The organism is Yoonia ponticola (assembly GCF_014199395.1).
Taxonomy (GTDB): Bacteria; Pseudomonadota; Alphaproteobacteria; order Rhodobacterales; family Rhodobacteraceae; genus Yoonia; species Yoonia ponticola.
Genome location: NZ_JACIJM010000001.1, coordinates 261,810 through 286,455, shown reverse-complemented (window position 1 = coordinate 286,455; position 24,646 = coordinate 261,810). Strand labels below are relative to the sequence as shown.

At 55.8% G+C, this 24,646-nt stretch carries 27 protein-coding genes; 8 read left to right on the top strand and 19 right to left on the bottom strand.

What is annotated here, in order from left to right; all coding sequences use genetic code 11:
* Positions 1 to 92 precede the first annotated feature (92 nt).
* Positions 93 to 1,778 (top strand): acyl-CoA dehydrogenase family protein, encoded by a 1,686-nt coding sequence (locus FHS72_RS01400; RefSeq protein WP_183524430.1) that lies wholly within the window; start codon positions 93 to 95, stop codon positions 1,776 to 1,778.
* Positions 1,779 to 1,790: 12 nt separating this feature from the next.
* Here the strand turns inward: FHS72_RS01400 and recO are convergent, their stop codons facing one another.
* The 12 genes from recO to folK form a co-directional block, all read right to left on the bottom strand.
* A complete protein-coding gene (gene recO / locus FHS72_RS01395) occupies positions 1,791 to 2,522 on the bottom strand; it encodes a DNA repair protein RecO (RefSeq protein WP_183524427.1) in 732 nt (243 codons plus the stop codon).
* Between the two features lie 120 nt (positions 2,523 to 2,642).
* Positions 2,643 to 2,969 (bottom strand): DUF1491 family protein, encoded by a 327-nt coding sequence (locus FHS72_RS01390; protein WP_183524424.1) that lies wholly within the window; start codon positions 2,967 to 2,969, stop codon positions 2,643 to 2,645.
* Positions 2,966 to 3,889 carry a GTPase Era gene (era, locus tag FHS72_RS01385; protein ID WP_183524421.1) on the bottom strand — a complete coding sequence of 308 codons (924 nt, stop codon included), beginning with the start codon at positions 3,887 to 3,889 and terminating at the stop codon, positions 2,966 to 2,968. Before era ends, FHS72_RS01390 begins: the two co-directional genes overlap by 4 nt.
* A complete protein-coding gene (gene rnc, locus FHS72_RS01380) occupies positions 3,886 to 4,566 on the bottom strand; it encodes a ribonuclease III (protein ID WP_183524418.1) in 681 nt (226 codons plus the stop codon). Before rnc ends, era begins: the two co-directional genes overlap by 4 nt.
* Positions 4,563 to 5,399 carry a signal peptidase I gene (lepB, locus tag FHS72_RS01375; protein ID WP_183524415.1) on the bottom strand — a complete coding sequence of 279 codons (837 nt, stop codon included), beginning with the start codon at positions 5,397 to 5,399 and terminating at the stop codon, positions 4,563 to 4,565. Before lepB ends, rnc begins: the two co-directional genes overlap by 4 nt.
* Positions 5,400 to 5,496: 97 nt before the next feature.
* Complete coding sequence (acpS, locus tag FHS72_RS01370; protein WP_183524412.1) at positions 5,497 to 5,895, bottom strand: holo-ACP synthase; 399 nt, start codon at positions 5,893 to 5,895, stop codon at positions 5,497 to 5,499.
* Positions 5,892 to 6,350, bottom strand: coding sequence for a hypothetical protein (locus FHS72_RS01365; RefSeq protein WP_183524409.1), 459 nt, complete (start codon positions 6,348 to 6,350; stop codon positions 5,892 to 5,894). The genes acpS and FHS72_RS01365 overlap by 4 nt, the downstream gene beginning before the upstream one ends.
* 22 nt (positions 6,351 to 6,372) lie before the next feature.
* A complete protein-coding gene (locus FHS72_RS01360; protein ID WP_183524405.1) occupies positions 6,373 to 7,128 on the bottom strand; it encodes a pyridoxine 5'-phosphate synthase in 756 nt (251 codons plus the stop codon).
* 25 nt (positions 7,129 to 7,153) lie between these two features.
* Complete coding sequence (locus tag FHS72_RS01355; RefSeq protein ID WP_183524402.1) at positions 7,154 to 7,810, bottom strand: DUF2062 domain-containing protein; 657 nt, start codon at positions 7,808 to 7,810, stop codon at positions 7,154 to 7,156.
* Between the two features lie 11 nt (positions 7,811 to 7,821).
* Complete coding sequence (locus FHS72_RS01350) at positions 7,822 to 9,960, bottom strand: RelA/SpoT family protein (RefSeq protein WP_183524399.1); 2,139 nt, start codon at positions 9,958 to 9,960, stop codon at positions 7,822 to 7,824.
* 32 nt (positions 9,961 to 9,992) lie between these two features.
* A complete protein-coding gene (gene rpoZ / locus FHS72_RS01345; protein WP_183524396.1) occupies positions 9,993 to 10,346 on the bottom strand; it encodes a DNA-directed RNA polymerase subunit omega in 354 nt (117 codons plus the stop codon).
* A 76-nt stretch (positions 10,347 to 10,422) separates the two neighbouring features.
* Positions 10,423 to 11,022 (bottom strand): 2-amino-4-hydroxy-6-hydroxymethyldihydropteridine diphosphokinase, encoded by a 600-nt coding sequence (folK, locus tag FHS72_RS01340; RefSeq protein ID WP_183524392.1) that lies wholly within the window; start codon positions 11,020 to 11,022, stop codon positions 10,423 to 10,425.
* Positions 11,023 to 11,113: 91 nt separating this feature from the next.
* Here folK and FHS72_RS01335 point away from each other — a divergent pair, with 91 nt between their 5' ends.
* The 4 genes from FHS72_RS01335 to rnhA all read left to right on the top strand — a co-directional run bounded on the left by FHS72_RS01335 (position 11,114) and on the right by rnhA (position 13,828).
* Entirely contained in the window at positions 11,114 to 11,686 is a 573-nt protein-coding gene (locus FHS72_RS01335) for a LabA-like NYN domain-containing protein (RefSeq protein WP_183524389.1), read from the top strand.
* A gap of 120 nt (positions 11,687 to 11,806) precedes the next feature.
* Positions 11,807 to 12,757 (top strand): 4-hydroxy-3-methylbut-2-enyl diphosphate reductase, encoded by a 951-nt coding sequence (gene ispH / locus FHS72_RS01330; protein WP_183524386.1) that lies wholly within the window; start codon positions 11,807 to 11,809, stop codon positions 12,755 to 12,757.
* Between the two features lie 23 nt (positions 12,758 to 12,780).
* Complete coding sequence (locus FHS72_RS01325; RefSeq protein WP_183524383.1) at positions 12,781 to 13,374, top strand: class I SAM-dependent DNA methyltransferase; 594 nt, start codon at positions 12,781 to 12,783, stop codon at positions 13,372 to 13,374.
* A gap of 1 nt (position 13,375) precedes the next feature.
* Complete coding sequence (rnhA, locus tag FHS72_RS01320; RefSeq protein ID WP_183524380.1) at positions 13,376 to 13,828, top strand: ribonuclease HI; 453 nt, start codon at positions 13,376 to 13,378, stop codon at positions 13,826 to 13,828.
* Positions 13,829 to 14,099: 271 nt separating this feature from the next.
* Here rnhA and rpsU read toward each other — a convergent pair whose 3' ends face one another.
* On the bottom strand, positions 14,100 to 14,306 hold the full coding sequence (rpsU, locus tag FHS72_RS01315; RefSeq protein ID WP_100367708.1) for a 30S ribosomal protein S21: 207 nt from the start codon (positions 14,304 to 14,306) through the stop codon (positions 14,100 to 14,102).
* A 102-nt stretch (positions 14,307 to 14,408) separates the two neighbouring features.
* Between rpsU and FHS72_RS01310 the strand changes: the two genes are divergently transcribed.
* A complete protein-coding gene (locus FHS72_RS01310) occupies positions 14,409 to 15,104 on the top strand; it encodes a COQ9 family protein (protein ID WP_183524377.1) in 696 nt (231 codons plus the stop codon).
* 18 nt (positions 15,105 to 15,122) lie between these two features.
* Positions 15,123 to 16,115, top strand: a complete 993-nt coding sequence (locus tag FHS72_RS01305) for an NAD(P)H-quinone oxidoreductase (RefSeq protein ID WP_221235303.1) — start codon at positions 15,123 to 15,125, stop codon at positions 16,113 to 16,115.
* Between the two features lie 21 nt (positions 16,116 to 16,136).
* On the opposite strand, the gene FHS72_RS01300 is transcribed toward FHS72_RS01305, so the two are convergent.
* The 6 genes from FHS72_RS01300 to leuC all read right to left on the bottom strand — a co-directional run bounded on the left by FHS72_RS01300 (position 16,137) and on the right by leuC (position 22,903).
* Positions 16,137 to 17,099, bottom strand: a complete 963-nt coding sequence (locus tag FHS72_RS01300; protein ID WP_183524373.1) for a DMT family transporter — start codon at positions 17,097 to 17,099, stop codon at positions 16,137 to 16,139.
* Between the two features lie 120 nt (positions 17,100 to 17,219).
* Entirely contained in the window at positions 17,220 to 18,323 is a 1,104-nt protein-coding gene (leuB, locus tag FHS72_RS01295) for a 3-isopropylmalate dehydrogenase (RefSeq protein WP_183524370.1), read from the bottom strand.
* A 119-nt stretch (positions 18,324 to 18,442) separates the two neighbouring features.
* A complete protein-coding gene (locus FHS72_RS01290) occupies positions 18,443 to 19,330 on the bottom strand; it encodes an endonuclease/exonuclease/phosphatase family protein (RefSeq protein WP_343042643.1) in 888 nt (295 codons plus the stop codon).
* 113 nt (positions 19,331 to 19,443) lie between these two features.
* Positions 19,444 to 20,247, bottom strand: coding sequence for a hypothetical protein (locus FHS72_RS01285; protein WP_343042623.1), 804 nt, complete (start codon positions 20,245 to 20,247; stop codon positions 19,444 to 19,446).
* A gap of 644 nt (positions 20,248 to 20,891) precedes the next feature.
* The gene (gene leuD / locus FHS72_RS01280; protein ID WP_183524367.1) at positions 20,892 to 21,497 is read right to left on the bottom strand and encodes a 3-isopropylmalate dehydratase small subunit; all 606 of its coding nucleotides are present in this window, start codon (positions 21,495 to 21,497) and stop codon (positions 20,892 to 20,894) included.
* Positions 21,497 to 22,903, bottom strand: a complete 1,407-nt coding sequence (gene leuC, locus FHS72_RS01275) for a 3-isopropylmalate dehydratase large subunit (protein ID WP_183524364.1) — start codon at positions 22,901 to 22,903, stop codon at positions 21,497 to 21,499. Before leuC ends, leuD begins: the two co-directional genes overlap by 1 nt.
* 346 nt (positions 22,904 to 23,249) lie before the next feature.
* Here leuC and FHS72_RS01270 point away from each other — a divergent pair, with 346 nt between their 5' ends.
* The gene (locus tag FHS72_RS01270) at positions 23,250 to 24,587 is read left to right on the top strand and encodes a mechanosensitive ion channel family protein (protein ID WP_425511101.1); all 1,338 of its coding nucleotides are present in this window, start codon (positions 23,250 to 23,252) and stop codon (positions 24,585 to 24,587) included.
* Positions 24,588 to 24,646 lie beyond the last annotated feature (59 nt).

Genomic DNA, 24,646 nt, shown 5'->3' with positions numbered 1-24,646 from the left:
TTTCGTTCAAATACACCGCCATTTGAGATTGATTATTGCGCTGCGACTGCAAACGTATTATCTCTGCACCTGCATAAACAGGAGAGTCGCACATGGCCCATGATGGACAACACATGACAGAGACCGTCACACCGATCCTGCCCGAACTATTGGCTCTGACTGCCGCATCCTTGCCCGCCGTCGCGACCATCGTTGCCGCCGCAAAATCCAGCGTGACCGCGCTGACCACCGACGGCGACCGGATTTCGGGCGCACTGATCGAAACGCACCAAACCGCCGCGCATGGCTTTGCTTGGCTTGCGACATATGACCAATCCCTGCGGCAAATGCAGGCGTGGGCCGACCGGTTGGTCGCGGATGGTAAATTCGGCGAGATTGAGCAATTGATCCACCAGATCGCCTTTGGCGAATACCTGTCGCAGATCCATGGCGGCATCCAAATGAACCAAGGCGAAATGGTCCGCCTGAATGACATGGGCGTTGGTGCCACCGATCAGGCCGCGTTTGTGACCGATGCGGTTGCTGCGCTGATGCGCCGTGCGAACACGCAGTCTGCCCGCACCCGCCTTGTGGATTTGATGCAGGAACATTCGGCCAATGTGACAGTCGGGGCATCCGGCCTTGATGAAGAACTCGAAATGATCCGCGAGCAATTTCGCCGCTATGCTGTCGAGAAGGTCGAGCCCTTTGCGCATGACTGGCACCTCAAAGACGAATTGATCCCAATCGAAGTCATCAACGAACTGGCCGAAATGGGCGTCTTTGGCCTGACGATCCCCGAGGAATACGGCGGCTTTGGACTATCGAAATCATCGATGTGCGTTGTGTCCGAAGAACTCTCGCGTGGGTATATCGGCGTAGGGTCACTTGGTACGCGCTCCGAAATTGCTGCCGAATTGATCCTCTGCGGCGGCACGGAAGAGCAGAAACAAAAGTGGCTACCGCGATTGGCCAGTGCCGAAACCCTGCCAACAGCGGTGTTCACAGAACCAAACACGGGCTCCGACCTGGGATCGTTGCGCACCCGCGCGACGAAAAAGGGCGATGACTGGGAAATCACAGGCAACAAAACGTGGATCACCCACGCGGCCCGCACGCAGATCATGACACTGCTTGCACGGACCGACCCCGACACGACCAACTACAAAGGTCTGTCGATGTTCCTCGCCGAAAAAACACCCGGCACGGTGGACGAGCCATTCCCGACACCCGGCATGACTGGCGGCGAGATCGAAGTTCTCGGCTACCGTGGCATGAAAGAATATGAGCTTGCGTTCGACGGCTTTGCCGTAAAAGGCGAGAACCTGTTGGGCGGCGAAACAGGCAACGGTTTCAAACAGTTGATGCAAACGTTCGAATCCGCCCGCATCCAAACAGCAGCCCGCGCCATCGGCGTTGCACAATCCGCCTTGGACGTCGGGATGCAATATGCACAAGACCGCAAACAATTTAGCAAGGCGCTGATCGACTTTCCACGGGTATCCGGCAAACTCGCCATGATGGCCGTCGAAATCATGATCGCGCGTCAGTTAACCTACTTTTCTGCCGCCGAAAAAGATGCTGACCGTCGCTGTGACTTAGAGGCAGGCATGGCAAAACTACTGGGTGCGCGGGTGGCATGGGCCTGTGCGGACAACGCGCTACAAATCCACGGAGGCAACGGTTTCGCGCTAGAATACAAGGTCAGCCGCATCCTGTGCGACGCTCGTATCCTGAACATCTTTGAAGGTGCCGCAGAAATCCAAGCCCAAGTCATCGCCCGCCGCCTATTGGGTTAATGCAGCTTGGCATCACGTCCCATACCGGCCAATCGCCTCTAACAATCGGGCGCGCGCGGCTGGCATGGGGCGGTCACCGAGCCCTTTGATCAATCGATGCTCGATAAAATATCCGGTCGTCACCAAGGCTTTGACGATCTCAGACGCCGACGCATCGCCCTTGCCCGCTAACACGGGTGGCAATAGCAGCAATCGATCCGCCCATTCGCCCGCTGCATCACGACTGACAGCTTTACCCGATTTGGGCGACACAAAGGCCAAGTCCTCGTTCACGCCACGCACCGCACAAGCGGACAGGTCCATGCCGAACCCCATCTCTTCAAGCAATGCTTGCTCCCACCGCAAATAAGCCAATGGCCAAACGTCAACTTGTCCCAGCAGATCAAGCAATCCAATTGTGCGGCGATACAATGGCGCATGTGCCTCCCGTTCTGGCAGCACCATCGCCAACATCCCACACACGGCATTCAAGCCAGCAAGCGACAATCGATCACCCATCGCAGCAGCCGCACGACTGCGCACAGGTTCCACCGTAAACGACCCCAGATGTTGATCTAACCGCGCCTTCCACGTCACTGCCAGTTGCGCACCCGGTTGCAATATCGGAGCAACCTTGCGACTGATTCCGCCACGCACGACGCCAGCATGACGACCGTGCAATTCGGAGAATACCTCGATGATCACCGAAGTTTCCCCAAAGGGGCGGGTGGCCAGCAATGCGGCTTCGTCGGTCCAAGTGATCATGTGGTTAATCTGGTGGTAATCATAAGCGTTGAAAAGGGAAGAAACCGTGTGAGCCTCCGGCGGGGATTTAGAAGAAGTCAAAGAAACCCGGCACGGCTCCCTTCATTTCGCCTTAACAACTCATTCTAACCCGGGTTCATCCAACAGGTGACGCCCCAGTTTATCTTCGACCTCGATCACCCAAAGGTCTGGATCAAAGCTGCATTGTTTGGCGACTGATGCCTCGACATCGCAGTCCGCACCTTCGGTCAGGACAACCCATTTCCGGTCGCCCGTCATCAAGTCAAAGCTGCGTTGATAGCAGCACGCCTGCCCGTTCAACGTGTTCAACTTGATCAGCAAGGCACCCGCAGTTGCGTCGCCTTTTTGGACTACAAACGCGGGGATTTCAGACAGCCGCAGCCGTGTGAGATAGGCCGACACCCAGATGTCAGCCCTTAATCTCATTTATTGCCGTCTTTAAATTCGAGACCCATTTCAGAGTAGCGCTCTTTTTCTTCCAACCAGTTTTTGCGCACTTTGATTTGCACAAACAGGTGGACACGACGTCCGAGGAATTCTTCGAGTTCTAGCCGCGCGGCGGTGTTCACAGCCTTGGCTGTCTCGCCTTTTTTGCCAAGCACGATACCTTTGTGGCCATCGCGTGCCACGTAGACGATCTGATCAATGCGGGCAGAACCATCAGGGCGTTCTTCCCAATTTTCGGTCTCGACTGTCAGCTCGTATGGCAATTCTTGGTGCAACCGCAGCGTCAGTTTCTCGCGTGTGATCTCTGCTGCGATATTGCGCATTGGCGAATCCGCGATCTGGTCTTCGGGGTACAGCCAAGGGCCGGATGGAACCTGCTCGGCCAACCACGTTTTCAACGCCTTGGTGCCGTGTCCACGTTCCGCAGAAATCATGAAGGTTTCCGCAAATGCGAAACGTTCGTTCATTTCGCTGGTCAGCGCCAACAATGCTTCGGTTTTAACTTTATCGATCTTGTTGATCGCAAGCGCGACCTTCGCCTTGCCTGTCCGCTCGTTCAATTTCTCCAAAATCGCTTTGACGCCTTCGGAAATACCGCGATGTGCTTCGATCATCAGAACCACGATATCGGCGTCCCCTGCCCCGCTCCATGCAGCAGCGACCATGGCACGGTCCAAGCGGCGGCGTGGTTTGAACAAGCCTGGCGTGTCCACAAAAACCAGCTGCGATTCACCAGATTCGCCAGCGATGGCGATGCCGCGGATACGTGCGCGTGTGGTTTGCACTTTGTGGGTGACGATGGATACCTTTGCGCCGACCATGCGGTTCAAAAGCGTGGATTTACCTGCGTTTGGTTCGCCGATCAGCGCCACAAATCCGGCTTTGGTTGGTGTTGTCATGAACTGACTTTCTTCAATAATGCGGTCGCCGCAGCCTGTTCAGCTTGGCGTTTTGATCCGGCAGTGGCTTTTTCTGTGGCACCAGAGAACAGCCGGGCCTCGATCGTGAAAATAGGTTGGTGATCGGGGCCGGTGCGCGCGACCTCGACATAAGCGGGTGGTGGCTCTGCACGGGCTTGCGCCCATTCTTGCAGTGCGGTTTTCGCGTCGCGGGCGTCGTCGGCGACATTGTGGATCCGTGCGCCCCACAGGGCCACGACCATCTTTTGCGCCACTTCAAAACCTGCGTCCAAGAACACGGCAGCGATCACCGCTTCCATGGCATCGGCCAGCAACGCCTCTTTGCGGCGCCCGCCTGATTTCATCTCAGAGCGACCGAGTTTCAGCACAGCCCCTAGGTCGATCTCGCGGGCCACATCAGCGCAGGCTTCGCGGCGTACCAATGCGTTGTAGCGCGGGGCAAGCAGCCCTTCAGAGGCACCAGTGTCCGCCTTGAGCAAGGCGTCGGACATCACAAGACCAAGCACCCGATCGCCCAAGAATTCCAGCCGTTGGTTGTCGTCGCGATGCGCAGACATCATCGAAGAATGTGTCACCGCGCGTATCAGAAGCGACGTATCACCAAAATTATGGCCGATCCGTTTCGAAAATGCAGCAAGTTCCGCAGATAGCTTCATTCAATCGCCTTAAAGAAACGGTCACTCCGCCACGTCCAGAATGCCAACATTGACCGACCAGCAGACGAGAACATCACCCGATCCGCACGACCAACGATATCCGAGCGCGGCACAAATCCAACGCCACGTGCTTCTTGCGCAACACGGCTGTCAGTCGAGTTATCACGGTTATCACCCATGAAAAAGAAATGATCTTCTGGGACAGTAAACACACCCGTGTTGTCCGAGAATTGATCGTCGATATTCAGGATCGAATGGCGCGTGCCGCCGGGCAGCGTTTCGTACTGACGTGACTTTTCGCAGATTGCACCTTGACCAACAGCGCCGTTTTCGCAGCGCGGGCGCAGCCCTTGTGGACCTTGGTATTCCATCACTTCTTCAAAGACGTCGCCGTCTTCAAGAACAACAGCCTCGTCATTAATCTGCAACACGCCATCAATCATCTGAATCCGGTCGCCCGGTTCGCCGATCAATCGTTTGATATAGTCGGCACCCGTCACAGGATGACGGAACACAACAACGTCGCCGCGTTCGGGATCAGAGCCAAACAGACGCTCGTTTGAACCCTCAAATGCCCCGCAGAAATCGTCCGCGCCAATGTCGACGCCAATCGCAGGAATCCGGATCGACGGGCAGGATGCGTAGGAATAGCCGTAAGCCATTTTGTTCACAAACAGGAAATCCCCGATCAGCAGGGTGTCTTTCATCGACCCTGACGGGATCCAGAACGGCTGAAAAAAGATGGTCCGAAACAGGCCCGCAATCAGCAATGCGTAGACAACTGTTTTCACAGTCTCTTTGACGCTGGCGAAAAATCCGGCTTCTTCGGACATGGGGGTGATCCTTTGGTTGGTTGCATGGCTACATGCGTCCGGTGGGGCCTTGTGTCAAGCGATGCAGGCCCGCTTGCGGCACAAAACAGCCTTTATTTCAAAGGGGGTTGGCCTCGATCACGACAAAGGCCTGCGCCCAAGGGTGATCGTCGGTTAATGTAACGTGAATAATTGCCACATGCCCCGCTGGCGTCATCTGATCCAAGCGGTCCTTGGCCCACCCTGTCACATGCATCACAGGCTGGCCCGTCGGCAGGTTCGTGACCGACATATCCTTCCACGCGATTCCCATGGCAAGGCCCGTGCCGAGCGCCTTTGAGCACGCTTCTTTTGCAGCCCAACGTTTTGCATAAGTCCCGGCAGTATCGCGTCGCCTCTCTGCCTTTGCTTGTTCCGTATCGGTGAAAACGCGGTTTTTGAACCTGTCGCCAAAACGATCCAGCGTTCCTTGAATCCGTTCGATATTCGCCAGATCGGTCCCAATCCCAAGTATCATTCGTCGACCGCCAAGAGCACCGGATCGATTTCGCCCGTGGCTTGGTTCAGCGTGAATGACAAAAGGCTGGTTGGAAATGTGCCGGTATTCGGATCATTGCGGCTGACAGGCACCTCGAAAACCAGCCCCACGGCCGGATCGTAATCCGCCGCCAGCGCGTCCCAGTTGATTCCACCGAACCCGATGCCCGCCGCGACACCAATTGTTTTGCACTGCCGTTCGCCCAGCTCGTTATATGGCGGCGACAACACCAACAGATGCAACGGTGCCGCCCCCGGTTCGACCGTGTCCAGTAACGCAAGCCGCACGGCGCCGTCCGAAAACGTCTTGGTGTGCTTTTCCCAAGGCTCGATCAGGTTCCACGCGCTGGCCAGCCAGTCGCAATCGCTCACGGTTTGGGCGGCAAGCGGCGTAGCGCAAAGCGCGAAAAATGACAGGCATATGACCGATTTCATGAACTTTACCTCCGTTAGCGGATCACGCGCTACCCGCACGCGCCGCATCCATCACGCGCCGCATTTCTTTGATCGCAGGGCCAAGGCCCGTGAAAATCGCCTCGCCGATGATGAAATGACCAATGTTCAATTCGACAACTTCGGACAGCACGGCAATCGGCGCGACGTTATCAAACGATAAACCATGTCCCGCGTGAACCTCTAATCCCAAGCCGTGGGCATAGGTCGCCATCGCCGTCAGCTTGGCCAACTCAATATCACGTTCCTCGAAACGGCCCGCGTCATGCAGGTCGCAATACAGCCCGCAATGCAGCTCGATAATGTCAGCACCGATGCGCGCAGAGGCGGCGACTTGCGCCTCATCCGGCCCGATAAACATTGAAATCCGCGTACCGATTTCCTTGAACGGGACGATAAACGCAGCCAAGCGTGCCTCGTCGCCCGCCACATCCAGCCCACCTTCGGTCGTGCGTTCTTCGCGGCGTTCAGGCACCAAACACACGGCATGGGGTTTCGTGGCGAGTGCAATTTTTTGCATCTCTGCCGTCGCACCCATCTCGAAGTTCAATGGAATATCAATCGCCTGTGCAATCGCGGTCATGTCAGCGTCACGGATATGCCGCCGATCTTCGCGCAGGTGCGCGGTGATCCCATCGGCACCCGCCTCTTGCGCGATCAACGCGGCCCGCACCGGATCGGGCGTCGCACCACCACGCGCATTACGCACGGTTGCCACGTGATCAATATTCACACCAAGCCGAAGTTTCGAAGCCGTCATCACGCCCATCCTTTGCTCACCAGATTTATTGCGACGTTGGCCCGTCGTCACCCATTTGCCCAGTTTTCTTTTGTAACGATGCCAATTTTGCACGCAGCACCTTTTGGCGGCGTTTTTGGTAGGCAGAAATCAAGGGCACAGACAAATAGTAACACAGCGTCGCAGAAATCACGCCGGGAATCAGCCCGCCGATCAAATAGGGGTAAAACACTTCGTTGTAGAAAATGCCAAGCCCGTGCCAATCCGCCCGCGCAGGCGTGAAAATCGCGACGACGTTGTGCCATAACTCGTTAAAGGCGCGCCCGAATTTCGCACCAATCGACGTATGAACGCCATCTACCGGACGTGTGCCAAGCAACCAATGTCCAGTGCTTAACGCGGCGACGCCAATCGGCACATAGGTTAGCGGGTTGCCAAAGAACGTCCCCATCAGGGCGGCCAAAACGTTACCACGCATCAGCCGTGCCAGCAGAAACGCCACCACGAAATGCAGGCCGTAAAACGGGGTAAACGCGGTAAAAACACCAGCCCAAACGCCGCGCGAAATCTTTTCGGGTGTGTCAGGCAATCGGCGCACGCGGTGCTTTACGTAATGGGCAGCGCGCGTCCATCCACCGCGTGGATAGAAAAAGTCGGCAATCACTTGCCAGACTGGACGTCTATCCCTGCGCTTAAAAACCAACTTGCGTCCTCTCAGGTCCCGCTGCGTCCTGCATTCGCCAGACCCGGATCACGATGTCGGGCAATTGACGACACGTTGCTATCAGCTTCAAGGGCCGTTTGAACCCTATGAAAATGTTCTGCGTCACGCACATCAATATCAATCATAAGACGGTAATAATCAGGCTTTCTTTCGATAAATTTAAGGTCCGAAATATTCGCAGTCTGCTCACCGATCAGTGTGCAGATCCGACCCAAAACGCCGGCATCGTTCGTAATCGTTAGATCAAACGTCACGGAATGGACAGCGTCATGCACGCCGTCTTGCCATTGCAGATCGATCCAGCGCTCGGGTTGTTCTTCGAAATCAACCAGCGCGTCGCAATCCATCGCGTGCACAATCACGCCTTCGCCGCGATACGTGATCCCCATGATCCGCTCGCCCGGCACTGGCTGACAACAGCGTGCGCGTTGATGTTGCTGGTTCGGCGCAAGGCCCACAACTGCCCTGTTCGCCGCAATCTTTTCGCCGTCTTTTTCGATCAGCTTTGGATAAATCGCAGCCACAACGTAGCGGCCCGTGATCTCTGCACTGCCCAACTGGGCCAGCAATTCGTTTACGCCATCAATGGCAAGCGCCTTGGCCGCCGTCGCCAGCGCCTTATCCGTGGATTTTTTACCCACATTTTCAAACGCCACACGGGCCAATTCGCTACCAAGCTTGATAAAGCGATCACGATCTTCTTCTTTTAGCGCCCGCCTGATCGCCGTTTTCGCGCGGCCCGTCACGGCAATATCGATCCAAGTCGCTTGCGGTGTCTGCCCTTCAGCCGTGATCGCCTCGACCGATTGGCCGTTTTTCAGGCGCGTCCACAGCGGCACCCGCAACCCATCAACCTTTGCCCCCACAATCGCAGAGCCGATTCGCGTGTGGATCGCATATGCGAAATCAATTGGCGTCGCGCCGCGCGGCAGTTTGATGACGTCGCCCTTGGGCGTGAAACAGAACACTTGGTCCTGATACATCTCAAGCTTTACCGCTTCGAGAAATTCCTCGTGGCCCTGTTCTTGATCCAGACGTTCTGTCAGCTTGTTGATCCACTCAACCGGATCAACGGCAAAGCGGTTCTCGACGCGTTCGCCATTGCGATATGACCAATGTGCAGCCACGCCCGTTTCCGCCACTTCGTGCATCTCGCGCGTGCGGATCTGGACCTCAACGCGTTTGCCGTCACGACCCGAAACCGTGGTGTGAATGGACCGGTATCCGTTGGTTTTCGGCTGGCTGATGTAGTCCTTGAACCGCCCCGGCACCGCCCGCCAGCGTTGGTGGATAATCCCTAAAACGCGGTAGCAATCCGCCTCAGTCGCCGTCAAAACGCGGAAGCCATAAATGTCAGACAAACGCGAGAACGTCAGGTCTTTTTCCTGCATCTTGCGCCAGATCGAATAGGGCTTCTTCGCGCGGCCCATGACCTCTGCGGTGATCCCGGCCTTTTCCAACTCGACACGCATATCGGCGGTGATTTTTTGAACCACATCGCCCGTCTCACGCTGCAACGTGATGAAACGGCGAATAATCGAATTGCGCCCCTCAGGGTTCAGCACACGAAACGCGAGGTCTTCCAATTCTTCGCGCATCCACTGCATCCCCATGCGACCAGCAAGCGGGGCAAAGATTTCCATGGTTTCGCGGGCCTTTTGGGCCTGCTTGTCGGGGCGCATCGACTTGATCGTGCGCATGTTATGCAGCCGGTCGGCCAGCTTGACCAACGTCACCCGCAAATCGCGGGACGTGGCCATAAATAACTTGCGGAAATTCTCGGCCTGCTTGGTTTCACGCGAATTCAGCTGCAGGTTCGTCAGCTTCGTGACCCCATCCACCAGCTCTGCAATCTCCCGGGTAAACCGTTTTTCGACCTCAGAAAACGACGCCTTCGTGTCCTCAATCGTGTCGTGTAGCAATGCCGTTACAAGCGTCGCGTCATCCATCTGCTGTTCAGCAAGGATCACCGCGACGGCCACTGGATGTGTGAAATACTTTTCGCCGGAATGGCGGAACTGACCCTCGTGCATTTCGTCGCCAAACGCATAAGCGTCGCGCAAAAGCTGTTCATTCGAACGAGGGTTGTAGGCGCGGACCAGAGCGATCAGATCGTCAGCAGTCGTCATCTCGTCCTGCGCCTTTATTCGTTGGTCCCGCTTTAGCGTTGACCCTGCGCTTCCATAAGAGCACGCAGCAGTTTCTCTTCAGACATATCGTCCTCAGCAGGTTTGTCTGCCTCGGCGCCCATGAGCAAGGACATGCTGTCCTCTTCCGGCTCATCAACTTCGATCTGTGTCTGGTTCGCTTCAATCATGCGCTCGCGCAGATCATCAGCGGTCTGTGTTTCGTCGGCGATCTCGCGCAACGAAACGACAGGGTTTTTGTCGTTGTCACGTCCCACAGTGATCGGGGAACCAGCTGCGATTTCGCGGGCACGATGTGCTGCCAACATCACCAGTTCGAACCGGTTCGGGACTTTATCGACGCAATCTTCTACGGTTACGCGAGCCATGAGCGTACTCCAATCAACAAGTGGATTCCTAGGAAGTCCCGTCCATAGGCGGTCGAATTAGAATTGACAAGCAGATTCACGCTGCATCCAGCCGGTGAATTTCAGCTTTTTCGGCAAGAGACCGCGCATCCAGCATTTCAGCCGTCGTAAGCCCCAGAACGGGGTGACGCCAGTGCGGGGCCACATCCATCATCGGGATCAAGACAAACGCACGGTCCTGCACGCGCGGGTGCGGAACGATCAATTCTGCTGGCGTTTGCGTGGTTTGATCCTCAATTGGTAGGTCACGCCAGTGTTGGTGAACCGCCAAATCTGGCAGGATTTGATCACCAAATGCAATCAAATCAATGTCTAAGGTCCGCGGCCCCCAGCGCACCTCGCGGGTACGGCCCGCCAGTTCTTCGATCTCATGACATATGGCCAAAACGTCGGCAGCGGCCTTGTCCGTCTGAAACGCAACCGCTGCATTTACAAAATCAGGACCCGCGCCTACCGGAAACGCGGGTGTTTGGTACAAAGAACTTTTACGGATAGGCGCACCTAACCTATCGGATAGGTTCTGGATGGCAAAAATGACGATTTCCTCTGGTTTTCCAAGGTTTGACGTTTGATTCGCGCCCAAGGCAAGCACGACGTCGTGATGAAAACCCGTCCGGCGCTGGACTTGCGAGACCACAGCATTACCCTTACTTTGTTAGATAGCTTGGACGCAATTACCACTCACACTCACGGAATGTGCAAGCTTTGTATTTTGAAAGGACTATTTCATGTTTTATCGTGACGAGCGTCTTGCGCTCTTCATCGATGGTTCCAACCTCTACGCAGCCGCCAAGTCCCTTGGTTTTGACATCGATTACAAATTGCTTCGCACGGAATTTATGCGTCGCGGCAAATTGCTTCGGGCGTTCTACTACACTGCGTTGTTGGAAAACGATGAGTACTCACCGATTCGGCCATTGGTCGATTGGCTGAATTATAACGGCTTCTCGATGGTTACCAAACCAGCCAAAGAATATACCGACAGCATGGGCCGCCGTAAGGTCAAAGGGAACATGGATATCGAACTCACGGTCGATGCCATGGAACTCGCACCACACGTTGATCACGTTGTTCTGTTCTCCGGCGATGGCGATTTCCGCCCGCTCGTCGAAGCACTGCAACGCAAAGGTGTGCGTGTTTCCGTGGTTTCCACGATCCGCAGCCAGCCCCCGATGATTGCAGACGAATTGCGCCGCCAGTGCGATAACTTCATCGAATTGGATGAATTGCGCGACGTCATCGGTCGGCCAACCCGTGAACCACGGGTCGAAGAGACGTCTACCGATACGGTTGACGCGTAACAGGCTTCATTTCGCCTTAACAACTCATTGCGCAGCCGCCCGCTTGGCTGCGCAACACCGCGTTGACTGGACGCGAGCCTGACAAGCGCATAACTCTGTCCTACCAGACCGGAGACAGCCATGACCAAGCCCCCCCTCACCCTCTACCTTGCAGCCCCACGCGGGTTCTGTGCTGGCGTCGATCGCGCCATTAAGATTGTTGAAATGGCTTTGGAAAAATGGGGCGCGCCCGTCTATGTGCGCCACGAAATCGTGCATAACAAATTCGTCGTTGACGGTTTGCGCGACAAAGGCGCTGTTTTTGTCGAAGAATTACATGAATGCCCTGATGATCGGCCCGTGATCTTTTCCGCGCATGGCGTACCCAAAGCCGTGCCCGCCGCCGCCGCTAAACGCGAAATGATCTATGTTGATGCCACCTGCCCGCTTGTCTCCAAGGTCCACATCGAGGCCCAGCGTCACGCGGACAACGGTTTGCAGATGATCATGATCGGCCACGAGGGCCACCCCGAAACAGTCGGCACCATGGGCCAACTGCCCGACGGCGAAGTGCTGTTGGTCGAGACCGTCGCAGACGTCGCCACCGTGACACCACGCGACCCACAAAAGCTGGCTTTTGTGACGCAGACCACCCTGTCCGTGGATGACACCAAAGACATTGTGGCAGCGCTGCACGCCCGCTTTCCCGCGATCATCGGCCCCCACAAAGAAGACATCTGCTACGCCACCACCAACCGCCAAGAAGCCGTGAAAGCCATGGCACCCAAATGCGACGCGATGCTTGTGGTCGGTGCGCCAAATTCATCTAATTCACGCCGCTTGGTCGAAGTCGGCGCACGCGCTGGCTGCGACTATGCGCAGCTTGTGCAACGGGCGACGGACATCGACTGGCGCGCATTGGATGGAATCACATCAATGGGAATCACCGCAGGAGCATCAGCGCCTGAAGTTTTAATTAACGAAGTGATTGATGCTTTTAAAAACCGCTATGACGTGACCGTCGAAATGGTCGAAACGGCAGTCGAGAACGTCGAATTTAAAGTCCCCCGCGTCCTGCGCGAAACCGCTTAAAACCTGCCAAGAGGTCAATATACATGGTCGATCGCGAAACAATCTCGGTCTACGATACCAAAGCGGCCGACTACGCCAAACTACTAAACAACCAAGCCCCCGACCCGCAACTCGTCGCATTCATGCGGCTGTTACCTGACGGCGGGCGGGTGCTCGATCTAGGCTGCGGCCCCGCCACATCGTCAGCACATCTGCGCGATGCCTACTTTCGGCCAGACCCGATAGACGCCTCGGCAGGTATGGTGATGCTCGCCAATGAAACCTACGACATCAACGCCCGCGTCATGACCTTCGACGAGGTCAACATGGTGGGTGAATACGCAGGCGTCTGGGCGAATTTTTCGCTGCTGCACGCACCGCGCACCGATTTGCCCCGCCACTTGGACGCCGTTGCTACTGCATTGGTCCCCCAAGGCGTCCTAAGCATCGGCATGAAAACCGGCACCGCAGAGACGCGCGACGGCATTGGCCGCATGTATACCTACGTGACGATTCCCGAACTATCAGGCCTGCTCAACGATGCCGGTTTTTCCATTCTCGCGGTTGACGAAGGTGAAGGTGTCGGGCTAGCGGGAAGCGTTGACCCTTGGGTCGTGATCCGTGCCCGAAAGGACTGATATGCCCGATCTTTTTGCCTACACCGACGGTGCTTGTTCCGGAAATCCCGGCCCCGGTGGCTGGGGTGCGATCCTGATCGCAAAAGACGGCGACACGATTCTGAAAGAACGCGCATTAAACGGCGGTCAGTTGTTAACGACGAACAACCAGATGGAATTGATGGCCGCGATTTCGGCGTTAGAGGCGTTGGAACGTGCAACGGTTGTAACGGTCGTGACTGATAGCTCTTACGTGAAAGACGGAATCACCTCGTGGATTCACGGCTGGAAAAAACGCGGCTGGGTGAATGCAGCGAAAAAACCTGTGAAGAATGTCGAACTGTGGAAACGGCTTGATTCGGCACAAGCGCGGCATCAAGTGACGTGGGAATGGGTCAAGGGCCACGCAGGTCATCCTGAAAACGAACGCGCCGATGAATTGGCGCGGGCTGGGATGGCACCGTTTAAGAAGTAAAGATTGCGACGACTGTAAGCGTCGCGACATTGGTGGCCAGCCCCCAAACAAGCCGATATTGGGGGCCAGCCCCCAAACCCCCGGAGTTGTTTTGGCGAAATGAAGCCGGACGTGCGATGTTTCGCGCGCGAAACGTATTATGTACAGCGGGCGTTGAGCGGAATTTTAATTCATTCGCCCGCACGGTAACGTCAGGATTTGTTAACGAAAAAGCAAAAACCCCCGCAGAAAACTACGGGGGTTCTAAGATCGTTACGTCGATTGGGTTTGCTTACAGCATACCTTCGCGCTGGAGCTTTTTCCGAGCCAACTTGCGCTGACGGCGGATTGCTTCGGCCTTTTCGCGTGCTTTACGCACGGATGGCTTTTCGAAATGTTGCTTGAGCTTCATCTCACGAAACACACCTTCGCGCTGAAGTTTTTTCTTCAGAGCACGGAGCGCCTGATCGACGTTGTTATCACGAACACTAACCTGCATGTGGTTTTCACCACCTCTCTAAGTTGGATTTGCAATAAGTTGCAGGAAGTGGGCATATAGCAGTGCGACCCACATTTGTCAAAGGTCCAAAAGGAGACGCAGATGCCTAAATCTATTGATCCCACGCTCGTGACATTGGTTAATGCCGCAGTGCCGCACGTTGCCTTTGATGGTTGGGGTGTTGAGACGTTCAAAGCTGCGATTGCCGATGCCGACATTGACGCCGGATATGCCCGCACGCTATGTCCGCGCGGCGGCACCGATTTGGCGATTGCATTTCATCAGATGGGCGACGCGGCGATGGTTGATGCCTTGGCGGCGGCTGATCTAGACGGCATGCGGTTTCGCGACAAGGTTGCCGAAGCAGTGCGCCTGCGCCTTGCCGTGGTCGACGACAAAGAGGTCGTGCGCCGTGGCACCACGATGTTCGCAATGCCGCATTTGGCACCTGTTGGGGCCAAGCTGATTTGGGGCACTGCCGACGCGATTTGGACGGCCCTAGGCGACACATCGGGCGATGTGAACTGGTACACGAAACGCGCGACATTGTCCGCCGTTTACGGGTCTGTTGTGTTGTTCTGGCTAGGCGACGATAGCGAAGGCGGCACGGCCACGCATGATTTCATTGATCGCCGCATTGATAATGTGATGCAGTTTGAGCGGACCAAATCCGCGGTACGTAACAGCCCACCACTGAAGCCGCTGACCGGGCTTTTGGACCGATTGACGGCGGGGATTAAAGCGCCGCGCACGACGCCGCGCGATGATCTGCCCGGCATGTGGCGCAATCCGAAATAAAATTTCAAAGGAACTGATATGAGCATTCCCAAGCAAGCCCGCGTTGTCAAAATCGCACAGCATGGTGGCCCTGAGGTGCTGACGCCAGATATGGCTGACGTGCCTGTGCCTGCTTATGATGAAGTGTTGATTAAGGTGGCCTACGCGGGTGTGAATCGCCCCGATGCGCTGCAACGTGCGGGGCTCTACAACCCGCCGAAAGAGGCGAGCCCCCTGCCCGGTTTGGAATGCGCGGGTGAGGTTGTAGCGATGGGCGCGGGCGTCACCGATTGGGCGGTTGGCGATCAGGTGTGTGCGCTATTGCCCGGTGGTGGCTACGCCGAATTTGCTGTGACGCCTGCCGCACATTGCCTGCCTGTGCCGGACGGCATGAGCTTGAAACAGGCGGCTTGTCTGCCAGAGACATTTTTCACCGTTTGGTCGAATGTGTTTCAGCGTGGCGGTTTGCAAGCTGGCGAGCGTTTTTTAGTGCATGGCGGATCGTCGGGGATCGGCACGACAGCGATCCAATTGGCAAAAGCGTTTGGGGCGCGGGTGTTTGCAACGGCCGGATCGGATGAGAAATGCGCGGCCTGTGTGACCTTGGGGGCTGAACAGGCGATCAACTATCGGGATGCTGATTTTGTTGATGTGATCCGTGCTGAAGGCGGCGCTGATGTGATTTTGGACATGGTTGGCGGGTCTTATATGCAGCGGAATCTTAAGGCCTTGGCCGATGATGGACGCCTAGTCCAAATCGCATTCCTGCAAGGCATGAAGGCCGAGTTGAACATGGTACAACTGATGACGCGGCGGTTGACGATGACCGGATCTACTCTGCGTCCACAGTCGGATTTGGCCAAGGCACGGATCGCGGCGGATTTGCGCGCGAAGGTCTGGCCGCTGCTGGCGGCAGGGAAAATCGCCCCCGTGATGGATCAGGAATTCGCGCTGGACGACGCCACGAGTGCGCACGCGCGGATGGAAAGCAGTGCACATATCGGGAAGATTGTGTTGCGCGTCGCTGGGTGAAGACGGCGCAAATGTCGCGGCTTACCGACGTGGTGGCGTGCGTCCGGTTGCGCGCATAATTAATGACATGCGCGGCGTTGTTCCGGTTTCGACCCGTGACCTGCTGCGTAAGACTGGCGTGTTCTGCGAATTGCCCGCCCTGCTTTCGCGCAGCACGATATAGAGACCCGACGCGATGATGATGCCCGCACCGATAGCCGTGTTCATGTCGATCACCTCGCCAAAGAAAGCAAAGCCGTAGACGCTGGCCCAGATGATTTGCGAATATTGCATCGGCGCGATGATCGCCGCCTCGCCGTTTTGATAGGCGGTGATGATCATGCGTTGCGCAAACCATGCAAAGGCCGCTACCCCACCGAGCATTCCCAGATGTCCGATCGGCATTGGGACGTAGACGAGTGGCAATAGCATTGCCATGACGATAAAGTTCACCACCATTGGATAGAGTAACATCACGACGGGCCGTTCTTCTGACCCGATTTTACGCACAACGATTGCGGTGATTGCACCGCCCATGGCCGTGATGAGGGCTGCCGCGTGGCCGAGTGTGAGCTCTGTTGAACCGGGGCGCAGTACGACGATCACGCCGACGAGTCCTACGAGGACGGCAACCCAGCGCCGCAGGCGGACTTTTTCACCCAAAACGGGGATCGCGAGCACGGTGATCATCAGCGGGGAGGCAAAGATGATCGCGTAGACTTGGGCCAATGGTAGTACGGAAAACGCATAGAATGCACAGACGCCCGTTGCGACGGCGGCCCCTGTTCGCAAGGCGAGCCACCACGGATGTTTCGGGATCAAGGTTCCGGCCCGCGCGTCGCTCATCAGCATGACAGTGGCGAGCGGAAATGACAGCAGAACCGAAAAGAACACGATCTGGATCGGGGAATAAAACCCGCCCAAGATTTTGATGATCACATCATGGCTTGAGAAGATCGCGAAGGCACCAAGCGCAAACAGCGCACCTTTTGCATTAGGCGTCATGATCCAATCCTTTGTTACCGCTACCACAACGTAGTGCAAAAAGGTTCACGTTTGGTCAAGGGCGCATAGAAAAAGGGCCACCCGTTTGGGCAGCCCTTTGCGTAACGTTATAGCGTTTGCTTAGAGTGACGCGTCGAGTGCGGCCAAAATCACATCGCCCATCTCGATCGTGGACAAAGGCGTGCCGCCTTCTGGGCCCATCAAATCGCCGGTGCGTGCGCCATCTGCCAGTACTTTTTCGATAGCGGCTTCGAGGCGGCCTGCCTCTTCGCCTTGGTCAAACGAATAACGCAGCGCCATCGCGAACGACAAGATACACGCGATTGGGTTTGCTTTGCCTTGGCCCGTGATGTCCGGCGCAGAGCCGTGAACCGGTTCGTACATCGCCTTCGGACGCCCGTTTGCCATTGGCAGACCCAACGACGCGGATGGCAACATGCCAAGCGAGCCAGTCAGCATCGCCGCGCAATCGGACAGAATGTCGCCGAACAGGTTGTCGGTGTAGATCACGTCGAACTGCTTTGGCGCGCGCACCAATTGCATCGCACCGTTGTCGGCGTACATGTGAGACAATTCGACTTCTGGGTAGTCCGCGTGGACTTCGGTCACAACGTCGCGCCACAGGATGCCGGATTCCATGACGTTCGCTTTTTCCATCGAACAGAGTTTTTTGTCGCGTTTCATCGCCAATTCAAAGGCTGCGCGCGCGCCGCGTTCTATCTCGGCTTCTGTGTAGCGCTGTGTGTTTACGCCGACGCGCATGTTGTCTTCGATGTGGATCCCGCGCGGTTCGCCAAAGTAGATGCCGGACGTCAATTCGCGCACGATCATGATGTCGAGACCCGCAACAAGCTCCTTTTTCAAAGACGAAAAATCCGCCAGCGCGTCAAAGCACTGCGCTGGACGCAAGTTGGCGAAAAGGTCCATTTCTTTGCGTAAACGCAGCAAACCGCGCTCTGGTTTCACAGAGAAGTCGAGGTTGTCGTAAGCCGGACCGCCGACAGCGCCGAGCAGAACAGCGTCCACTTCTTGGGCTTTGGCCATTGTTTCGTCGGACAATGGAACGCCGTGTTTGTCGTAAGCTGCGCCACCAACAAGATCTTCGGACACGTCAAAAGCCAGGTCGCGCTTTTCGCCGTACCAATCAATGATACGCTTTACTTGCGTCATAACTTCGGGGCCGATGCCGTCGCCGGGCAAGATCAAGAGAGATGGGTTCGACATGAGGTGCGTCCTTGGCTAAAATTCCGTTGCACGCGGGGTATCGCGCCCGTGCGAAATGTTCAAGATACCAAGGGCGTGAGGCCCGTTGTTGCTTGGATGCGAATTGACATGTTCTGGGGTCACGTTGTGCTGTCGATATCCACCCAAACGAGGTGATGCACGCCAGCGGCTAAGCCGTCGTCGCCAAGTAATGTTGCATCTGGGTCGTCGGGTGCAGGCCAGAATACGCCTGCGTCTCGGACGGTGAAGTTGGCCGCGGGAAGTACGTAGCTGACCCGCAGGTTTCCCGGGCCATCTTCTGGCCAGTTAGCGGTGGGTTTTCCCGTGTGCGGATCAGTCAGGCGCGGGTCACGCAATACCTCTGCCATGGCGGTGCTGTACCCCTCGCCCCCTAAGGGGTCGAGATTCGCGTTGCCTAGCAGCACAAAATTAGACGGTGCCGCCCCGTATTTACCGTCGAGGACGTGCTGCCAGATCATCAATTCATCACGGTTTCGCAAGCCGTTGCGATCCTCTGGTCCGTCGAAAACCGGTGGTGTCGCGGCGAATGCGAGCAATGTCACAGGACCAATCCGCGTATCGATAGGAACGATCCAATGGCCGCTGGTTGATAGGCGCTGAATGGCTGCTATCTCTGACGTCATGGTGGTTGGTAGGACGGCGTTGGGCACGTCCCGCCAGAACACGTCGGATAGGTCTGTGACCTGTGTCGCATCAATCGCAAACTGCGATAGGATCGCCATACCACCGTCGCCGGAGAAACGCCCGTAGCCCTGTGCGTCACGTGCGTCGCCGAACCGACCGTCTCCGTCGAGATCAAAGTCGGTTTGTAGTCCAGTATTCGGACGCAGCGCAAAGTGCTGCGGATAGTCTAATGCTTCGGCCAGCGCGGATAGCGCCAGCGCGTCGTAATCGTAGTCAATGTCAGTCAAAAGCAGCAGATCAGGCGCGTTGTGTGCGATGATAGCTAATACGGCCAGTAGTTCTGGATCTTCGCCTCTTTGCAGATCCCGCAGTAACAGGCCGGGTCCACTCCGACTAAGCGAGGCTGCGTAAGTCGCGACCCGAATGCTGTCGGATAGCGCAAATGCGCCCCAGAAAACCGAGATAAAAAAGGTAATTAGACCGGCAGCATGCCTTCGGCGGCGGCGGCGGCGTACGCTTTCTTGCGTTGCATGTGGATCATCCCTGCTACACGAGCAAGTGCAACACCACGCATCAACAAACTGGCTGGCAGGAACGCCCATATCACTACAATCCAAATCAATGTCTGCGGATCGTCAAAACTGATTGGATCGATAATGGTCCAAGCCGCCTTGAGCATCGCTGGGATCATAAATGGCAGCAAGGTTCCTAAGATTAGGTTAACAACGCTGTCGCGATTGAGCCGATCGACAACATCGCCACCGATTGTTGGGTCGAACGTCGGCAAGTTAATCCATACATTAAAGGTCTTAGAGCGACGCGGCCAGATGCGCGACCGCAGCAAACCAATGAAGACAACCAGAGACACCAACGACACAAAATAGCTTAGCCCTGCGGCGGTGCGAAGCGAATCAATCACCGCTGGAGACGTGTCGTAGGGCATCATCACGAGCATCAGGCGGACTGGCGAATAGGGGAAATCTATCGAGTTGCCAATGCGTTCGCCGATCACGTCGAAGAACAGCACGAAGGTCGATGGCGACGACCCGTTGCCCCCGCCGAGAATAATGGACATCGCGGCCACGGACACAAACACGCCGATAAAACGCACGCGGTTGTAGGGCGGTGCGTCGCGAAATTCGATCAAGCTGGGGCTTTGCGAGGAATATTCGGCAATTGTGAAAATCGCGGCAAACAACGCCACGAGCATCACGACAGCACGTGAGTCACCCGCTGATGACGGTAAAAGCGACGAGGGCAGTATGATCAATAAGATCACAATTAGCCCACGCGCAAACGCTCCTGGCAGTCGTGCATACACTGCGAATTCACCTTCAGTGCGGCCGGGAACGATACTTTGCCGTTCACCTGTTCCGTTTTGATCCCACGACTTAGGCGCGGGTTGCCTCATTGCTGCCACGTTTCTGCCCACTTTTGTTTTTCCCATCAATACTTGAAAAGTTTTAGACGATAGAACTGCGGCGGTTTTGCGACACAAGTGGTTCAGCAATGTAGCCCCCAATGCCGGGAAAACACGAGGCGGCCCCTGTATTTGATGGCAATTGGGCGGGAAATGTCGTTGTACAACTCGCCTTAGAGTATGACCTCAGAAAAGTTAATAAATGGTTAATCAGCAACTTAGACTGAATCCGAATAGTCACGAAAACGCCGCAACATGGCTGTTAGTTCGCCGACCGGAAATGTGTCAATTGAGTGACTTGCCGCTAGATTGCCACAATTGAAACGCCCTTTTGGGCAGTCGCTCGAATCGCAAACCCCTTAAAAGTGCTGATTCTGTGCGGCTGCAAAACGACCATTTGAAGATCGGACGGCGCTAAAAACGCCAATTCGACACACAAAAGCCCGGCACAATGTACCGGGCTTTCGTTAGTGTGCCACAATTGGGTTAACCCAAAATGGATTTTAGACCCAAGGACGGGCCGCACCTGCTGTTGCTTCGAACGTATCGATTGCCGTTACTTTTTCCATGGTCAGGCCAATATCGTCGAGACCATTTTGCAAGCAATGCTTTTTGAACGCGTCAACTTCAAAGCTGAACACTTCGCCATCGGACGACGTGACTGTTTGTGCTTCGAGATCGATTTCAATCCGCGCATTGGCCCCTTTTTCTGCGTCTTTCATCAGTGCGTCGCGCTGATCTTCGGGCAGAACAATCGGCAGGATGCCGTTCTTGAAGCAGTTGCTGTAAAAGATGTCAGCAAAGCTGGTCGAGATCACGCAGCGGATACCAAAGTCGGCGATGGCCCAAGGCGCGTGTTCGCGTGATGACCCGCAGCCAAAGTTGTCGCCAGCCACAAGGATAGACGCCTCGCGGTACGCAGGTTGGTTCAGCACGAAATCTTCGATTTCTGTGCCGTCCAGATTATAGCGCATCTCGTCAAACAGGTTCACGCCTAGGCCAGAACGCTTGATTGTTTTCAAAAACTGCTTTGGAATGATCATATCGGTGTCGATATTCACCAAATCCATCGGTGCGGCGATGCCGGTCAGTTGGTTGAACTTTTCCATTACATCAAATCCCTTACGTCTGTCAGTTTCCCTGTGATCGCTGCTGCTGCCGCCATTGCTGGTGACATCAAGTGTGTGCGACCGCCGCGGCCTTGGCGGCCTTCAAAGTTGCGGTTGGAAGTTGCCGCGCAACGCTCGCCTGGCTTCAGCTGATCGGGGTTCATGGCAAGGCACATGGAACAGCCCGCAAGACGCCATTCAAAGCCCGCATCGATAAAGATTTGCGCGATGCCTTCTTCTTCGGCTTGCGCACGGACCAGACCAGAGCCGGGCACGACCATTGCGCGCATTCCCTCTTTGATCTTTTTGCCTTTGAGGATCGCTGCCGCCGCACGGAAATCTTCGATCCGTCCGTTGGTGCAAGATCCGATGAAGACGGTGTCGATTTCGATGTCGGACAATTTCTGCCCCGCCGTCAGGCCCATATACTCGATAGAGCGCTTCACAGCCCCGACTTTGCCGCCTTCGAAGCTGTCGGGCGATGGCACAACATCGGTAATGGCAAGCACGTCTTCGGGAGATGTACCCCAAGTGACCAGCGGCGCGATGTCTTCACCTTTAATGGTCAGGACTTTGTCGAAATGCGCGCCTTCATCAGTAAAGAGCGTCTTCCAATACGCCATCGCCGCTTCCCATTCCGCGCCTTTTGGTGCGTGTGGGCGACCCATGCAGTAGTCAAATGTCGTCTGGTCCGGTGCGATCAGGCCTGCGCGTGCGCCGCCCTCAATCGCCATGTTGCAGACGGTCATGCGGCCTTCCATGGACAGGCTTTCGATGGCTTCACCGCAATATTCGATCACGTAGCCAGTTCCGCCAGCTGTGCCCGTTTGGCCGATCACGGCCATGGTCACGTCTTTAGCAGTCACACCGGGCGCAAGTTTGCCGGTGATTTCCACCTTCATGTTCTTTGATTTCTTCTGAATCAGCGTTTGCGTCGCCAGAACGTGCTCAACCTCGGATGTCCCGATACCATGCGCGAGCGACCCAAAAGCGCCGTGCGTGGCGGTGTGGCTGTCGCCGCATACAACCGTCATGCCCGGAAGGGTCCAGCCCTGTTCAGGTCCAACAATATGCACAACACCCTGACGGACGTCCGATACAGGATAGTAGTGCAGGCCAAAATCCTTGGCGTTTTTGTCAAGCGCTTCGACTTGAATCCGGCTGTCTTCGGTCATGGTCGCGGCGTTCGCGCGATCAAGCGTAGTTGGCACATTGTGATCAGGAACAGCGATCGTTTGATCTGGACGACGCACCTTGCGACCTGCCAAACGCAGCCCTTCAAAAGCTTGCGGTGATGTCACTTCGTGAACGAGGTGACGGTCAATGTAGAGCAAACAGGTGCCGTCGTCAGCCTCGTCGGCGATGTGAGCATCCCAGATTTTATCATAGAGCGTTTTGGGGGACATGTGGTCCTCTCCCGTAATTATGTGATGATTTATAGCGCGTGCGGAAACGAAAGGCGGTTTAGCCTTTGGATAGGATCGTGCGGTCGGCACCGTGGAACCGCCAAGGCAAACGTGCACGATCATCCATGTCGAAAATCTGTTTCATGCAGGCGTAGATATACTGGCACGGCCCGCGTCGCAAGGTCCTGTGCGGATAGGGCCGGCGCGATTTCAGGTTTCACGTGCTTGATCAAAGTGCTGCAGCGTGCAAATGTTCAACACCGCAGGTAAACAGGACAAAATGGCCGGACATACAGACTTTAGTCGCCCTGGGGGCATATCGACTGCCCCTCAACCCAGCGCCCCAATCGAACCCAGAGACCTAGAGGTCGATCAGATTATCGATGTGGGGCAAAGCCTGCTGATCCAAGCTGAGATGCTGTTTAACAGCCTGTTTCGGACGTGGAACCTGTATCAGATAGCGATAGCAGTCGGCCTGTTCGGGGTTGCGCATGTCATGCGGGCGATCTTTGGCCCGCGCATTCGGGCATGGATGGCAAGCCGCGAGAACTGGCCGAAATGGCGTATTCGCATTCTAGTTGTGATCCATCGCCGCCTACGTCCGATCTTTTTCGTGGCCTTGCTGTGGCTGACGGTATTTGCGATGCGCGAATGGACGTGGCCAAGCCGCAGTTATCTACTGACGATAATCGCTACTTTTGCATTTGTTTGGCTGTCTATTGTTTTTGTCACGCGCCTGATCAAAAGCCCGTTTCTGCGCAAACTCGTCCGGTATGGGGCGTGGATATACGCGACGCTTGAGATTCTTGATCTGGTCGACGAGGCGGAAACCCTGTTGGATAGCGCTGGATTTAGCATCGGGTCTGTGCGGCTGTCCCTGCTGTTGCTAGTGCAGGCTATTGTAATTCTTGGCATCTTAATCGCTGGCGCGCGGATACTCACCACATCGACCGCCAGTCGTATCCGCCGAAACGAAGATATCAGCCCGTCGATGCAGGTCCTGATCGTCAAGATGACGCAAATCGCCTTTTACGGGATTGCATTCTACGCGGGCGTCAAAGCGATTGGCATTGATCTCACCGGCCTTGCTGTCTTGTCGGGTGCGATTGGTGTGGGTCTTGGTTTTGGCCTGCAAAAGGTTGTGTCGAACCTTGTGTCCGGTGTGATTATTCTGCTCGATAAATCGGTGAAACCGGGGGATGTGATTAGCCTCGGCACCACGTTCGGTTGGATCAATTCGCTGGGCGCGCGGTACGTGTCTGTGGTGACGCGCGACGGCAAAGAATACCTTATCCCAAACGAAGATTTGATCACGGGCCAAGTGGTGAACTGGTCGCATTCCAACGATTTTGTACGGCTCGACATCTTTTTTGGGACCGCCTATCACGACAGCCCGCACGACGTGCGCCGGATCGCAATTGAAGCTGCAAATAGCGTGGATCGTGTGCTAAAATCGAAAGCGCCCGTTTGCCATGTTGTGGGCTTTGGTGACAGTTCGGTTGACTATATTCTGCGGTTCTGGATTTCGGACCCGACGGGTGGCCTGACCAACATTCGCGGCAACGTGTACTTGGCGCTGTGGGATGCGTTTGCAGAAAACGACATTTCAATTCCATTCCCGCAACGTGAAGTCAAAGTACTGGACGGCAACGCTATGAAACCCGAGCGCGGTGCGTTGGATTGATTTTAATGGTCCATCTGCAGCGATTCGCGGGCCTGTTGACGGAAATTTTACACCTTTGG